At 74.0% G+C, this 13673-nt stretch carries 12 protein-coding genes; 6 read left to right on the top strand and 6 right to left on the bottom strand.

What is annotated here, in order from left to right:
• Positions 1–98: 98 nt before the first annotated feature.
• The 4 genes from PV721_RS33560 to PV721_RS33575 all read right to left on the bottom strand — a co-directional run bounded on the left by PV721_RS33560 (position 99) and on the right by PV721_RS33575 (position 7427).
• On the bottom strand, positions 99–869 hold the full coding sequence (locus PV721_RS33560; RefSeq protein WP_319731030.1) for an SDR family NAD(P)-dependent oxidoreductase: 771 nt from the start codon (positions 867–869) through the stop codon (positions 99–101).
• A 64-nt stretch (positions 870–933) separates the two neighbouring features.
• Entirely contained in the window at positions 934–1728 is a 795-nt protein-coding gene (locus PV721_RS33565; protein ID WP_319731031.1) for an Fpg/Nei family DNA glycosylase, read from the bottom strand.
• A 257-nt stretch (positions 1729–1985) separates the two neighbouring features.
• Complete coding sequence (locus tag PV721_RS33570) at positions 1986–2681, bottom strand: hypothetical protein (RefSeq protein WP_319731033.1); 696 nt, start codon at positions 2679–2681, stop codon at positions 1986–1988.
• Positions 2682–2837: 156 nt separating this feature from the next.
• Positions 2838–7427 carry an ATP-dependent helicase gene (locus PV721_RS33575; protein WP_319731035.1) on the bottom strand — a complete coding sequence of 1530 codons (4590 nt, stop codon included), beginning with the start codon at positions 7425–7427 and terminating at the stop codon, positions 2838–2840.
• An 81-nt stretch (positions 7428–7508) separates the two neighbouring features.
• Between PV721_RS33575 and PV721_RS33580 the strand changes: the two genes are divergently transcribed.
• The 3 genes from PV721_RS33580 (at position 7509) to PV721_RS33590 (ending at position 9463) form a co-directional block, all read left to right on the top strand.
• Entirely contained in the window at positions 7509–8342 is an 834-nt protein-coding gene (locus PV721_RS33580) for an AraC family transcriptional regulator (protein WP_319731037.1), read from the top strand.
• A gap of 108 nt (positions 8343–8450) precedes the next feature.
• Entirely contained in the window at positions 8451–9158 is a 708-nt protein-coding gene (locus PV721_RS33585) for an AzlC family ABC transporter permease (protein ID WP_319731050.1), read from the top strand.
• Positions 9155–9463, top strand: a complete 309-nt coding sequence (locus tag PV721_RS33590; protein WP_030010743.1) for an AzlD domain-containing protein — start codon at positions 9155–9157, stop codon at positions 9461–9463. The genes PV721_RS33585 and PV721_RS33590 overlap by 4 nt, the downstream gene beginning before the upstream one ends.
• On the opposite strand, the gene PV721_RS33595 is transcribed toward PV721_RS33590, so the two are convergent.
• A complete protein-coding gene (locus tag PV721_RS33595; protein ID WP_319731039.1) occupies positions 9432–10442 on the bottom strand; it encodes a hypothetical protein in 1011 nt (336 codons plus the stop codon). The two genes, PV721_RS33590 and PV721_RS33595, sit on opposite strands and share 32 nt — an antisense overlap.
• 81 nt (positions 10443–10523) lie before the next feature.
• Here PV721_RS33595 and PV721_RS33600 point away from each other — a divergent pair, with 81 nt between their 5' ends.
• Both PV721_RS33600 and PV721_RS33605 read left to right on the top strand, forming a co-directional pair.
• Complete coding sequence (locus PV721_RS33600; RefSeq protein ID WP_030154244.1) at positions 10524–10718, top strand: DUF3046 domain-containing protein; 195 nt, start codon at positions 10524–10526, stop codon at positions 10716–10718.
• Between the two features lie 52 nt (positions 10719–10770).
• The gene (locus PV721_RS33605; RefSeq protein ID WP_319731044.1) at positions 10771–12099 is read left to right on the top strand and encodes an AI-2E family transporter; all 1329 of its coding nucleotides are present in this window, start codon (positions 10771–10773) and stop codon (positions 12097–12099) included.
• Here PV721_RS33605 and PV721_RS33610 read toward each other — a convergent pair.
• Positions 12050–12808, bottom strand: coding sequence for a Clp protease N-terminal domain-containing protein (locus tag PV721_RS33610; protein WP_319731046.1), 759 nt, complete (start codon positions 12806–12808; stop codon positions 12050–12052). The two genes, PV721_RS33605 and PV721_RS33610, sit on opposite strands and share 50 nt — an antisense overlap.
• 284 nt (positions 12809–13092) lie before the next feature.
• On the opposite strand from PV721_RS33610, the gene PV721_RS33615 reads away from it, so the two are divergent.
• On the top strand, positions 13093–13545 hold the full coding sequence (locus PV721_RS33615) for a DUF1801 domain-containing protein (protein WP_319731048.1): 453 nt from the start codon (positions 13093–13095) through the stop codon (positions 13543–13545).
• Positions 13546–13673 lie beyond the last annotated feature (128 nt).

The raw sequence follows: 13673 nt of genomic DNA on the forward strand, positions 1-13673 counted from the left end.
GCCGGTGCACTGTGTACCGGGCCCGGTGCGGAAGGCGCGGCGGTCGGCTGGTGCCGGCGGGGGTGCGGAGGGTGCCGGGGCCGCCGGAAGTTCCGCGGTCACCAGGGCATCGACACTCCGCCGTTCGGGCGAAGGATCTGACCCGTCATGAAGGACGAGGCGTCCGAGGCCAGGTAGAGCACCGCCTGGGCGATGTCCTCGGGCTCGCCGACCCGGCGCAGCGGGGACATGCGGACCATCGCCGCCTCGGTCCGCTTCTGGACCTCGGGGCTGTGGCGGCCGGTCATCGGGGTGCGGATCCAGCCCGGTGCGACGGCGTTGACCCGTATGCCGTGCGGGCCGGCCTCGGTGGCGAGGGTCTTGGTCAGCTGCACCACGGCGGCCTTGGCGGCGCTGTAGCACAGCAGGCCGGGCTGGGCGGCGTCCACGGCCCCGGAGGCCATGGTGACGATGGAGCCGGGACGGCCGGCCGCGATCATGCTGCGGGCGGCTTCCTGGCAGGTGCGCAGCACCCCCTTGAAATTGACGTCCAGGACCCGGTCGAGGTCCTCGTCGGTCGTCTCCAGAACGCTGCTGGTGTGCATGACCCCGGCGATGGCGGCCGTGATGTCGAGCGGGCCCGCCGCGGTGACGGCCGCCCGGAGCGCCGCCCGGTTGGTGACGTCGAGGGGATGGACGGTGGCGGCGCCGCCGGCCTTGGTGACGAGGGCGGCCGTCTCGGTGAGGCCCTGCTCGTCGCGGTCCGCGCAGTGGACGTGCGCGCCCGCTTCGGCGAGGAGGACGGCGGTGGCGCGGCCGATGCCGCTGGCCGCGCCGGTGACCAGGGCGGTGCGGCCGGTGAGGTCGTACGAGGCTGTGGGTGTGGGCATGCCGGGACGGTACGACCGGATCTGACGGAGCGTCAACCGGTGCGTCCCGTCCCCTAGACACCGCCTACGGTGTCGGGCCCGGCTGGCAGCGGGGGCACCAGTACGTGGGGCGGTCGTCCTGGGGGGCTTCGCGGACGGGGGTGCCGCAGCGCAGGCACGGCCGGTGGGAGCGGCCGTAGACGAAGAGGTTCTGGCCCGGGCGGCGGCTGCCGGTGGTGTTGCGGGGGCCCGGCCGCTCGCCGGTGTTCGCGGACAGCAGCCGGTGGGCGGCGGCGGCCAGGCGGGGCAGGGTCGCCTCGGGGAGCGCGCCGACCGGTGTCCACGGCGTGACTCCGGCCAGGAAGCAGAGCTCGGCCTTGTAGATGTTGCCGATGCCGGCGAGGTTGCGCTGGTCGAGCAGGGCCTCGCCGAGGGGGCGCTCGGGGGCCGCGAGCAGATTGGCGGCGGCCCGCGCAGGATCCCAGTCCGGGCCGAGGAGATCGGGGCCGAGGTGGCCCACGGCCCGGTCCTCGTCGGCGGTGCGGAGCAGCTCCAGGACGGGGAGGCGGTAGCCGACGGCGGTGTGGTCGGCGGTCCCGAGGACGGCCCTGATCTCGTACGCGGGGCCGCCGCGCCACTTCTCGCCGGCGGCGAAGACGTGCCAGGCGCCGTCCATGCGGAGGTGGCTGTGCAGGGTGAGGCCGCCCTCGAAGCGGGCGAGGAGGTGTTTGCCGCGGGGGGTGACGTCGAGGGTGACGCGGCCGGTGAGGTCGGCGGTGGCGAAGCGGGGGACGCGGAGGTCGCTGCGGGTGAGTTCGCGGCCTGCCAGGGCGGCGTGGAGACGGGTCGCCGCGCGCCGGATGCTGTCGCCTTCGGGCATGGGGCCATTGTCGCCCGCCGCGGTCTGCTGGGGACCGGGTTCCGGTAGGCGCGGCGGCCCCGTGGGCCGGGCGAACGGCGGTCCGGGTTCAACGGCGGTCCGGGTGAACGGAGCGAGCCCCTGCGGCGAGGTGTGCCGCAGGGGCTCTTTGGGTCAGGAGGGGTTTGAGGGGCCGGAGAGTCCAGTGGGTCCAGTGTTAGTGAGGCTGGAGGTACCAGAGGGGCCGGGGGTGTCAGAGGGGCCTGAGGGCCCGCTCATCACTTCCAGACGAGACCCTTGTTCGGGTAGCTGTAGGGGTTGCCCCAGTACTCGGCCGCGGTGACCTTCGTCTGGGCCGACGGGGCGAGGGCCACCGCGCAGCTGGTCTGCGTCTGGCCGTTGACGAAGCCCTTCGGCAGCGACTCGTTCGGGCACTTCTCGAACTTGCCTATGATCGACAGGCGCTGGGCCTCGGTGCCGTCCCCGAGCAGGCCCTTGACCTGGGTCACGGACGAGTGCGACAGGTCCGTGGTGCCGGTGTTCTTGACCGAGTAGCGGATGTAGTACGGGATCATCCCCTTCACTTTGTCGCCGAGCTTGAGCACGTCCAGGTCGGCCGGGTTGCCCTGCTCGATCGCGGTGACCGTGAGGGCGATCTGGCCGCCCTTGTTGCTTCCGTAGCTGAACGGGATCTCCGCGGCCTCGCCGATCTTGAAGGTCTGGCCGGACTTCGCCGTGCCGTTGGCCCCGGCGGGGGCCTCGCTGCCGCCCGTGGTGGGGCCGGTGGCGCTGGGGCTGGCCGAGGCGGACGGGCCGTCGGGCGAGGGGGTCGGGGCTCCGGCCGAGGCGGAACCGCTCGGCTGCGCGGGGGCCAGCTCCTCGTTGCCGTTCTTGCAGCCGGTCAGGGCCAGGGTGCCGGCGACCGCCAGAACGACCGCGCCGAGGGTGGTGGTACGCATGCTGATGGTGCTCACTCTTCTGCTCCCCCATGAGGTGCATCGCCAATGCAATGCCTGTGATCATCTTGATAAAGGATGAGTAAGCGGCTGTGCCAGCCCAGGGGGCGGCCCACAACGGTTCTGTGACATGTCCAGGACGTGAGCGGAACAGTCGGCGCCGATTTGCAGTGGTCAGGAACGCAAGCGCAAACCCCTCGGGGTGGCGTGGAAACCGGCTGCCTCCAGGGCCCGGCCCAGGGGGGAGGTCAGAGCGGCTGCCGCGTTGATGCGTTCCACGGTGAGGGCCGGGAGGGTGCCGGCGCGGGAGGCCGCGGCCAGGGCGGCCGTGGCGGCCGCCAGCCGGGGATCCTCCGGCGGGGGCCAGGCCAGCAGGGTCTTGCCGCCACGCTCCAGGTACAGGGTGAGCTCGCCGTCCACCAGGACCACCAGAGAGCCCGCCTTGCGGCCTGGTTTGTGGGTGGCCCCGGCCGGGGGCTCGGGCCAGGGCAGGGCCGCGCCGTACGCGTTCGCCGGGTCGGCGGCCGCCAGGACCACCGCCGCCAGCGGGGGCGGGGTCCGCTCCGCGGCCCGGAGGCGGTCCACCGCGCCGTCCATCGCGAACTGGGCCGCGCCCAGCCCCTCGACCACATAGCCCCGACGGGCCTGGCCGCTGTCCTCGAAGGCCGACAGGACGCGGTACACCGCGCTGAAGCCCCCTTCGACGCCCTCCGCCGCCACCGCGCCCCTGGTGACCACGCCGTGCCGGTCCAGCAGGGTGCGGGCCAGGGCGTGGGCCCGGTGGGTCGGGTCGGGAGCCTGGGACGGCAGCAGCGACCAGCGCCCGGAGACCGTGGGCGGGCCGGTACGGGACACGGTCGCGCTGAGCGTGCCGTACCGGCCGCGGGGGACCGTGCGCCGGGCCCGGTGGGCCGTCGCGCCCGCCGTGCGGCCCGATCCCAGGAGCGAGCGCAGGGGAGCCAGGGTGTCGTTGGTGAGCCGGCCCGACCAGGCCAGGTCCCACACCGCCTCGGAGAGGGCGACGTCGGAGACCTCGGGGAACTCGGCGCGGATCGACTGCGCGATCTGGCGGAAGAACAGGCCGTACCCACCGGTCAGGGCAGCCAGGACCGCCTGGTGGAGCGGGCTCGGGTCCAGCGGGTGCGGCGGCGGCAGGAGCAGCGGGGCCGCGTCCGCCAGGTACAGGGAGATCCAGCCGTCCTTGCCCGGGAGGGCTCCCGCGCCCGCCCAGACCACCTCACCGGCAGTGGTCAGCTCGTCCAGGAGGCCGGGGGAGTAGCCCGCCACCCGCGACGGGAGGATCAGCCGTTCCAGCGCCGAGGCCGGGACCGGGGCGCCCTGGAGCTGCTCGACCGCCCGGGCCAGTCCGTCGAGGCCGCGCAGGGCTCCGCCCAGGTGCTGCCACTGGGGCAGGAACGTGGCCAGCGAAGCCGGCGGCACGGGCTCCAGCTCCTGGCGGAGCGCGGCGAGGGAGCGGCGCCGGAGCCGGCGCAGCACCGTCGCGTCGCACCACTCCTGGCCGATGCCCGCCGGGTGGAACTCGCCCTGGACCACCCGGCCGGCCGCCGCGAGCCGGTGCAGCGCGCCCTCGGTCACCGCGGTGCCCAGGCCGAAGCGGGTGGCGACGGCGGCCGTGGTGAACGGCCCGTGGGTGCGGGCGTACCGGGCCAGCAGGTCCCCGAGGGGGTCCTTGACCGGCTCGGTGAAGGCCTCCGGAACGCCGACGGGGAGCGCCGTGCCCAGGGCGTCCCGCAGCCGGCCCGCGTCCTCGACCGACGCCCAGTGCTCCGCGCCGCCGATCCGGACCCGGATGGCGCGGCGGGCCGCGGCGAGCTCCTGTGCCCAGGCCGGCTCCGCCCCGCGCTCGGTCAGCTGGTCCTGCGTCAGCGGGCCCAGCATGCGCAGCAGGTCGGCCACCGACTCGGGATCCTTGGCCCGCCGGTCCTCGGTGAGCCACTGGAGCTCCCGCTCCAGCTCCTCCAGCACCTGCGCGTCGAGGAGCTCGCGCAGCTCCGCCTGGCCGAGCAGCTCGGCCAGCAGCCGGGAGTCCAGCGACAGCGCGGCCGCCCTGCGCTCGGCGAGCGGCGAGTCCCCCTCGTAGAGGAACTGGGCGACGTACCCGAAGAGGAGGGAACGGGCGAAGGGGGAGGGCTCCGGGGTGGTGACCTCGACCAGCCGCACGCGGCGCGCCTCGATGTCCCCCATCAGCTCGGTCAGGCCGGGCACGTCGAAGACGTCCTGGAGGCACTCGCGTACGGCCTCCAGCACGATCGGGAAGGAGCCGAACTCCGAGGCCACCTGGAGCAGTTGCGAGGCGCGCTGGCGCTGCTGCCACAGTGGGGTGCGCTTGCCCGGACTGCGCCGCGGCAGCAGCAGGGCGCGGGCCGCGCACTCGCGGAAGCGGGAGGCGAAGAGAGCGGAGCCGCCGACCTGGTCGGTGACGATCTGGCTGATGTCGCCGTGGTCGAAGGCGACGTCGGCCGCGCCCAGCGGGGCCTGTTCGTCGTCGAACTCGAACGGCTGCGGAGCCGCGGGGTCGTGGTCCAGCAGGTCCATGGACAGCAGGTCCGCGTCCGGGAGGCGGAGCACGATCCCGTCGTCGGCGTGCATCACCTGCGCGTCCATGCCGTACTTCTCGGCGAGGCGGGCGCCCAGCGCGAGCGCCCACGGGGCGTGCACCTGGGCGCCGAAGGGGGAGTGGACCACGACCCGCCAGTCGCCCAGCTCGTCGCGGAAGCGCTCCACCACGATGGTCCGGTCGTCCGGGACGTGACCGCAGGCCTCGCGCTGCTCGGAGAGGTACGACAGCACGTTCTCCGCGGCCCAGGCGTCCAGGCCGGCGGCCAGCAGCCGCAGCCGGGCGTCCTCGTCGGTGAGGCCGCCGAGCTCGCGCAGGAACGCGCCGACCGCGCGGCCCAGTTCGAGCGGCCGGCCGAGCTGGTCGCCCTTCCAGAACGGCAGCCGGCCCGGCACCCCGGGGGCCGGGGTGACCAGGACGCGGTCGCGGGTGATGTCCTCGATCCGCCACGAGGTCGTGCCCAGCGTGAAGACGTCCCCGACGCGGGACTCGTAGACCATCTCCTCGTCGAGCTCGCCGACCCTGCCGCCGCCCTTCTTCGGGTCCGAGCCGGCCAGGAAGACGCCGAAGAGACCGCGGTCCGGGATGGTGCCGCCGGAGGTCACCGCGAGGCGCTGGGCCCCCGGCCGCCCGGTGATCGTCCCCGCCACCCGGTCCCAGACCACCCGCGGCCTCAGCTCGGCGAACGCGTCCGACGGATAGCGGCCCGCCAGCATGTCCAGCACCGCCGTGAACGCCGACTCCGGCAGCGCGGCGAAGGGCGCCGCCCGCCGCACCAGGGCGAGCAGGTCGTCCAGCTGCCAGGTGTCCATCGCGACCATCGCGACCAGCTGCTGCGCCAGCACGTCCAGGGGGTTGGAGGGGACGCGGAGGGACTCGATCGCCCCCGTGCGCATCCGCTCGGTGACCACGGCCGCCTGCACCAGGTCGCCGCGGTACTTGGGGAAGACCACCCCGGTGGAGACCGCGCCCACCTGGTGGCCGGCCCGGCCCACCCGCTGCAGCCCGGACGCCACCGACGGCGGGGATTCCACCTGTACCACCAGGTCCACCGCGCCCATGTCGATGCCCAGCTCCAGGCTGGACGTGGCGACCACGGCCGGCAGCCGGCCCGCCTTCAGGTCCTCCTCCACGATCGCCCGCTGCTCCTTGGACACCGATCCGTGGTGCGCGCGGGCCAGCAGGGGCGGGGCGCCCAGAGCGGCGCCCGACTGGGCCATGATCTCGGCCGGGGGCGAACCCTCCGGCAGCCGCTCGCCCATCGCGCGCTCGTACGCGATCTCGTTGAGCCGGTTGCACAGACGCTCGGCGAGACGGCGGGAGTTGGCGAACACGATCGTCGAGCGGTGGGCCTGCACCAGGTCCGCGATCCGCTCCTCCACATGCGGCCAGATCGACGGCTTGTCCCCGCCCTCCTTGCCCTCGGTCGCCGGCGAGCCCCCCAACTCGCCCATGTCCTGCACCGGGACGACCACCGACAGGTCGAACTCCTTGGTGGAGGGCGGCTGGACGATCTCCACCTTGCCGCGCGGCGCGAGGTACCGGGCCACCTCGTCCACCGGCCGGACCGTCGCAGACAGCCCGATCCGGCGCGCCGGGCGCGGCAGCAGCTCGTCCAGCCGCTCCAGGGAGAGGGCGAGGTGGGCGCCGCGCTTGGTCCCGGCGACCGCGTGCACCTCGTCCAGGATCACGGTCTCGATCCCGGCGAGGGCGTCCCGGGCGGCCGAGGTCAGCATCAGGAACAGCGACTCGGGGGTGGTGATCAGGATGTCCGGCGGGCGGGTGGCCAGCGCCCGCCGCTCGGCGGGCGGGGTGTCGCCGGAGCGGATCCCGACCCGGATGTCCGGCTCGGGCAGGCCGAGGCGGACGGACTCCTGGCGGATCCCGGTCAGCGGGCTGCGGAGATTGCGCTCCACGTCGACGGCCAGGGCCTTCAGGGGCGACACGTACAGGACGCGGCAGCGCTTCTTCGCCTCGGCGGGCGGCGGGGTCGAGGCGAGCCGGTCGAGGGCGGCGAGGAAAGCGGCCAGCGTCTTGCCGGAGCCGGTCGGCGCCACGACCAGCACGTCCGAGCCCTCCCCGATCGCCCGCCAGGCACCCTCCTGAGCGGTGGTGGGCGTACGGAAGGCCCCCGTGAACCACGAGCGGGTCGCGGGGGAGAACGAGTCGAGCGCAGCGCCTGCCATGCCCCCATCGTGCACCCGGCCACTGACAACGTCCCGGACCTGGGGAAACGTCCGTCGCGGGCGCAGCGCAGAATGGGGGGGATGGGGACGCAAGAGGGCGGCCGGGAGTGGGCACGGCACTGGCAGTACGCGGAACTGCCCGGGCTGGACCTGCTGCGCGCCCACTACGTACGCCACACGTTCCCGCGCCACGCCCACGACGGGTACGTCATCGCGGCCGTCACCGGCGGCATCGAGGAGGTCGGCCTGCCGGGCCACGTCGTGCGCGCCGGACCGGGCAGTGTGGTCCTGATCAACCCCGAGGTTCCGCACACCGCGCGCGCCGGGGTCCCCGAGGGCTGGGCGTACGCCACCCTCTACCCCTCCCGCGAGCTGATCACCGAGGTCGCCGACGAGATCGGCACCCTGCGCGGCACCCTCGGCTTCACGGCCGACGTGGTCACCGACCCGCACGGATCGCGGACCATCACCGAGGTGCACCGGGCCGCCGAAGCCGGCAACGCGCTGGCCGCCGACACGCTGCTGCGCGCAGTCGTGGCACGGATGCTGACCCGGCACGCGGGCCCGCTGCCGGCCCGCACGGTACGGCGTGCGGGCGCCGCCGACGCCGAACGGGCCCGGGCGGTGCTGGCGGAGCGGATGGCAGACCCGCCGTCGCTGGAGAAGCTGGCGGCGGACCTCGGAACCAGCCCCTTCGCGCTGCTGCGGTCCTTCCGCGAGCAGTACGGGATGCCGCCGCACACCTGGCTGACCGACGCCCGGGTCCGCCGGGCCCGCCGGCTGCTCGACGCGGGCACCCCGCCGGCGGAGGCGGCCGTCACCGTCGGCTTCACCGACCAGCCGCACCTGAACCGGCACTTCACCCGCATCGTGGGGGTCCCCCCGGGCGCGTACCGGCGCGAACGGGCCGTGTAGTCCTCCTCCCGCCGCGCCGGGGCCGACCAGGGCGGCCGGGGGCGCGCAAGAACGTACAAGACCATCCGCCCGGACTCCGCGTAGCTTCGGGGCGTGGGAGAGAAGCAGCTGGTCACAGAGCCAGAGATACGAGAGACAGCCGTACCTGACGGGCGGCCGCGGGCCGCCGTCATCCGCGACGCGCTCGGGGTCGGGGTGGCCGTCGGGCTGTCCGGGTTCGCCTTCGGGGTGACCGCCGCCGGGGCCGGCATCAGCACCCTCCAGGCCTGCGTGCTGAGCCTGCTCGTCTTCACCGGCGCCTCGCAGTTCGCCCTGGTCGGAGCGTTCGCGGCGGGCGGCAATCCGTTCACCGCCGCCGCCGGGGCCTTCTTCCTCGGGACCCGCAACGCCTTCTACGGGCTGCGGCTGTCACAGCTCCTCGCGCTGCCGCGCGCCGTACGGCCCCTCGCCGCGCACTGGGTGATCGACGAGACCACCGCCGTGGCGCTGGCCCAGCCCGACCGGAAGTCGGCCCGGCTCGGTTTCACCGTCACCGGGCTCAGTCTCTACGTGCTGTGGAACCTCACCACGCTGCTCGGCTCGCTCGGCGCCGAGGCCATCGGGGACACAAAAACGTGGGGGCTGGACGCCGCCGGACCCGCCGTGTTCCTGGCCCTGCTCGCGCCGATGCTGAAGACCGCCACCGAGCGGGCCGTCGCCGCCCTCGCGCTCGTCCTCGGGCTCGGCTTCCTGCCGGTGCTGCCCGCCGGGGTGCCCGTGCTGATCGCGGCCCTGGCCGCCCCCGTCGTGCTGTGGACGAAGGGACGCCGCCCGTGAACGTCTGGATCGCCATCGGACTCACCGTCGTCGGCTGCTACGCCGTCAAGCTCGCCGGGCTGCTGGTTCCCGCCGGGGCCCTGGAGCGGCCGCTGGTGCGCCGTCTGGCCGCCCTGCTGCCGGTCGCGCTGCTCGCCGCGCTCACCGCCCAGCAGACCTTCAGCACCGGATCCGCCCTCGTCGTCGACGCCCGCGCCGCCGGGCTCGCCGCCGCCGGCCTGGCCCTGCTGCTGCGGGCGCCGTTCCTCGTCGTGGTCGCGGCCGCCGTCGTCGTCACCGCGGGGGTACGGGCCCTGGGAGGCTGACCCCGCCCGGCAGGCGCCCGTACGCCCGCAGGGTCAGCAGGGCCTCCAGCGTCGCGATCGGCCGCCGCTCCAGCGAGCTCCCCGGAGCCCAGGCCTCGCGGCGGACCGGCCAGCCCCCGTCCCCCTGCTGCGCGGCGGCCAGGTGGTCCAGCGAGCGGCGCATCTCGTCGTCCGTGAACCAGCCGCGGGCCAGCGATTCGGGCCGCCGCGCGAAGTCGTGCGGGAAGAGGAGCTCGCCCGGTGCGTAGCCCGGGGCGGGCGGGTACTCCCCGCGCCGCCCCGGATCGAGCACCGCGAGCTTCTGCGCGCGCACCAGCCGGCCCAGCCGGTCCGCGGCCGCCGCCGCGCGCGCCCGGTCCGGGACGCCGTCGAGGAAGGCCACCGCGCTCTGGACCTCGTACGGATGCGAGTGGCGCAGGCTCTCGACCCGGTCCCAGCAGAAGTCGGTGGCCCGGAAGAGCCAGGCGTGCCAGACCCGGTTGCGGTGCAGCAGGCCGACGACCGGGCCCGTGGTCAGCAGCTCGCCGGGCGGGGCGTCGTAGACCGGGTGGTACGGGGCCGCCGGGTAGGCCCGCGGGGCCGGGAAGACCACCGGGAGCGCGCCGTCCGGGGTGGAGACCGAGGTCAGGTGGCGGCAGAGCCGCTCGATGCGCTGTCCGGCGCAGCGGCCCAGGCTGTCGAGCACGCGCAGCGCGTGCGCGGTGTGCAGGGGCTGGCTGAGCGGACCGCGCAGATCCGGATCGAGCGCGTGACCGTAGCCGCCGTCGCCGTTGAGGTACGAACCGAGGGCGGTGTCCACCTGGTCGGCGTCCCCGCCGAGGAAGTGGAACGCGAACCTCCGCTGCTCCAGCACGCGGGCCGTGAGCCAGATGAACTGCTCCGCGCGGGCCAGCGGGGTCTGCGCGGTCTGCGGGGGCGGCACGGCGTGCGGGGACTGCGGGGGCTGTGACGTCTGCGGGGAAGCTTCGTCTCCGGGCATGCGTGCAACCTAGGACGCGGCGGTGCGGCCAGGAGGGGCGAACGCGGCCGGTGCACTCTCCCGGGGCGGGATACTGGGGGCATGCGGTTGACGATTTTCTGGGAGCGGATGGCCGAGCACTTCGGCGCGGGCTACGCCGACTCCTTCGCGCGGGACCACGTCATGACGGAGCTGGGCGGGCGTACCGTCCACCAGGCGCTGGACGCGGGCTGGGAGGCCAAGGACGTGTGGCGCGCGGTGTGTTCGGCGATGGACGTGCCCGCCTCGCTGCGCTGACGCCGCCGGCTCGCTTCGTGGTTCGGGCGGCCGGTGGGACAGACTTGGCGGCGTGGCAGCCAGTGATGAGACGACGACCGACGACCAGACCGCCGACGTCCGGGGCGAGCGGCCGGGCAGCCGGTCGACGGCCCCCGGACCGGACTCCGACCCGGCCTCCGATCGAGGCGCTGAGGACCCCGGCGGCCCGCGACGCCCGGTAGCCCCCGGCGGTCCCGTCCCGCAGACCGGCTCCGGCGGCGCAGGGAGCCCCCCGGCCGGTGCGGCCCCCGGCGGGGCGGAGGAGCGGATGCCGCGCTGGCTGCCGCGCGCCGTGGTCCTCGTACTGGCGCTCGTCGCCTGCTTCCAGCTCGGCAGCTGGGCCTTCCACCAGCTCATCGGGCTGCTCGTCAACATCCTGATCGCGTTCTTCCTCGCGCTCGCGATCGAACCGGCGGTGTCCGGGATGGCGGCCCGCGGGGTGCGCCGCGGGCTCGCCGCCTTCGTGGTGTTCCTCGCGGTGCTCATCGTGACCGCGGGCTTCCTCGCGCTGCTCGGCTCGATGCTCGCCGGGCAGATCATCGAGATGGTGGAAGGATTCCCGGGCTACCTCGACCGGGTGATCAACTCGATCAACACCACGTTCGACACCGAGCTGTCCCGGCTGGAGATCCAGGACAGCATGCTGCGCTCCGACTGGCTGCGCAAGTACGTGCAGAACAGCGCGACCGGCGTGCTCGACGTGTCCGCCACCGTGCTCGGCGGACTCTTCAAGCTGCTGACGATCGGGTTGTTCTCCTTCTACTTCGCCGCCGACGGACCACGGCTGCGGCGCGCGCTGTGCTCCGTACTGCCGCCCGCCAAGCAGGCCGAGGTGCTGCGCGCCTGGGAGATCGCCGTCGCCAAGACGGGCGGCTACCTCTACTCGCGCGGGCTGATGGCGCTGATCTCCGGTATCGCCACCTACATCCTGCTGGCGGTGCTCGGGGTGCCGTACGCGCCCGCCCTCGCGATGTGGGTGGGACTGGTCTCGCAGTTCATCCCCACCATCGGCACGTACCTCGCGGGTGCGCTGCCGGTCCTGATCGCCTTCACCGTCGACCCCTGGTACGCGCTGTACGTCCTCGCTTTCGTGGTGGTCTACCAGCAGTTCGAGAACTACGTCCTGCAACCCAAGCTGACCTCGAAGACCGTGGACATCCATCCGGCGGTCGCCTTCGGATCGGTCATCGCGGGCACCGCCCTGCTCGGCGCGGTCGGGGCGCTCATCGCGATCCCGGCCATCGCCACGCTGCAGGCCTTCCTCGGCGCGTACGTGAAGCGCTACGCGCTGACGGAGGAGGCGGATTCTTCTACGGCGCGTCCCCGGCGCCGCCGACTGCGCTTGCCACGGCTTCGGTGACGGTCGCCTCGGCGGCGGCCTTGGTCACGCCGAGGCCGCTGAGCGGGCCCTCGCCGTTCTCCAGCTCCAGGAGCGCGAGCAGGACGTGTTCGGTGCCGACGTAGTCGTGGCCCAGGCGCAGGGCCTCGCGGAAGGTGAGCTCCAGGGCCTTCTTCGCGGACGCGTCGAAGGGGATGAGGTCGGGGACCTCCGCTTGGGGCGGGGGCAGTACGGCGGCCACGGCGGCGCGCACGCCGTCCGCCGTGACCCCTTGGGCGCCCAGGGCGAGCCCCGCGAAGCTCTCGGGTTCGGCCAGCAGGCCCAGGACCAGGTGGTCCGTGCGGATCTCGGTGCCGCCGGCCGCGCGGGCCTCGTTCTGCGCGGTCACGACGACGTTGCGGGCGCGGGGGGTGAAGCGGCCGAAGCCCGCGTTCGGGTCGAGCGCGGCGGCCCCCTCCTTGTCCGCCTTGGGGACGAAGCGCTTCTGGGCCGCCTGGCGGGTGACGCCCATGCTGCGGCCGATGTCGGTCCAGGAGGCGCCGGAGCGGCGGGCCTGGTCGACGAAGTGGCCGATGAGGTGGTCCGCGACGTCCCCCAGGGCCTCGGCGGCGACGACGGCGCCGCTCAGCTGCTCCAGGGGGTCGGTGTGAACCTTGTTGATGGCCTCGATCAGGTCGTCGAGGCGTACCGGATTGGTCATGCGAACGGGTTCCACGGATGGGTTCGTCATGAGTGCAACCGTAGGTTGACAGTCGCGCGAGTGTCAACCTTGGGTTGTCACTCGTCGGCGGGCTGCACCGGTCGCGGCCCGTCACGAAAGCAGGGAGTGCGCCCCGTCCGGGGGCGCGCCGCTCGCGCCGGCGGCGAACGCCGCCTGTGGGTTGCAACCAAGCCTTGGACAAACGCTGTTGCGCGATCTCTACTTGTGACGCATCGACGGGGGTCGTGTCGGCGGGTGGGGTTAAGGTCCCCCTCAAGGCGCGCGCATCGAGAACCTCACGGAGGAGATCCGGCATGAGCAAGACCGGCGGCAGCACGCACGAGGGATTCACGGCCGAGGAGCGGGCCGCGATGAAGGACCACGCCCAGGAGCTGAAGACGGCCGCGCGCCGCAGCTCGCGTGCGGACAAGGCGGCGGAGGCGGAGCGGGAGGTCCTCGCGAAGATCGCCGAGATGCAGGACTCGGACCGGATCATGGCCGAGCGCGTGCACGCCGTCATCACGGCCGCCGCCCCGGTCCTGGCGCCGAAGCTGTGGTACGGGATGCCCTCCTACGCCCTGGACGGCAAGGTCGTCTGCTTCTTCCAGAGCGCCGAGAAGTTCAAGGCGCGCTACGCGACCCTCGGCTTCAGCGACCTGGCCCGGCTGGACGAGGGCACGATGTGGGCGGCCGGCTTCGCCCTGGCCGAGGTGACGGCCGAGGTGGAGGAGCGGATCGCCGCGCTCGTGAAGCAGGCCGTGAGCTGACCCCCTCGCCCCGACGGATACCAGGCCCACGAAGCCCCCGCCCGGTCACCGGGCGGGGGCTTCGTGGGCCTGGTATCCGTCGGGGCGAGGGGGTCAGCTCACGGCCTGCTTCACGAGCGCGGCGATCC

Source organism: Streptomyces sp. MB09-01, assembly GCF_033794505.1.
In the GTDB taxonomy this organism is placed as follows: Bacteria; Actinomycetota; Actinomycetes; order Streptomycetales; family Streptomycetaceae; genus Streptomyces.

Bases quoted from the DNA above. Each gene is read 5' to 3' on its own strand.
- PV721_RS33610 (WP_319731046.1), bottom strand. From the start codon at position 12,808: ATGACGAACCCATCCGTGGAACCCGTTCGCATGACCAATCCGGTACGC.
- PV721_RS33560 (WP_319731030.1), bottom strand. From the start codon at position 869: ATGCCCACACCCACAGCCTCGTACGACCTCACCGGCCGCACCGCCCTG.
- PV721_RS33565 (WP_319731031.1), bottom strand. From the start codon at position 1,728: ATGCCCGAAGGCGACAGCATCCGGCGCGCGGCGACCCGTCTCCACGCC.
- PV721_RS33615 (WP_319731048.1), top strand. From the start codon at position 13,093: ATGAGCAAGACCGGCGGCAGCACGCACGAGGGATTCACGGCCGAGGAG.
- PV721_RS33575 (WP_319731035.1), bottom strand. From the start codon at position 7,427: ATGGCAGGCGCTGCGCTCGACTCGTTCTCCCCCGCGACCCGCTCGTGG.
- PV721_RS33600 (WP_030154244.1), top strand. From the start codon at position 10,524: ATGCGGTTGACGATTTTCTGGGAGCGGATGGCCGAGCACTTCGGCGCG.
- PV721_RS33595 (WP_319731039.1), bottom strand. From the start codon at position 10,442: ATGCCCGGAGACGAAGCTTCCCCGCAGACGTCACAGCCCCCGCAGTCC.
- PV721_RS33580 (WP_319731037.1), top strand. From the start codon at position 7,509: ATGGGGACGCAAGAGGGCGGCCGGGAGTGGGCACGGCACTGGCAGTAC.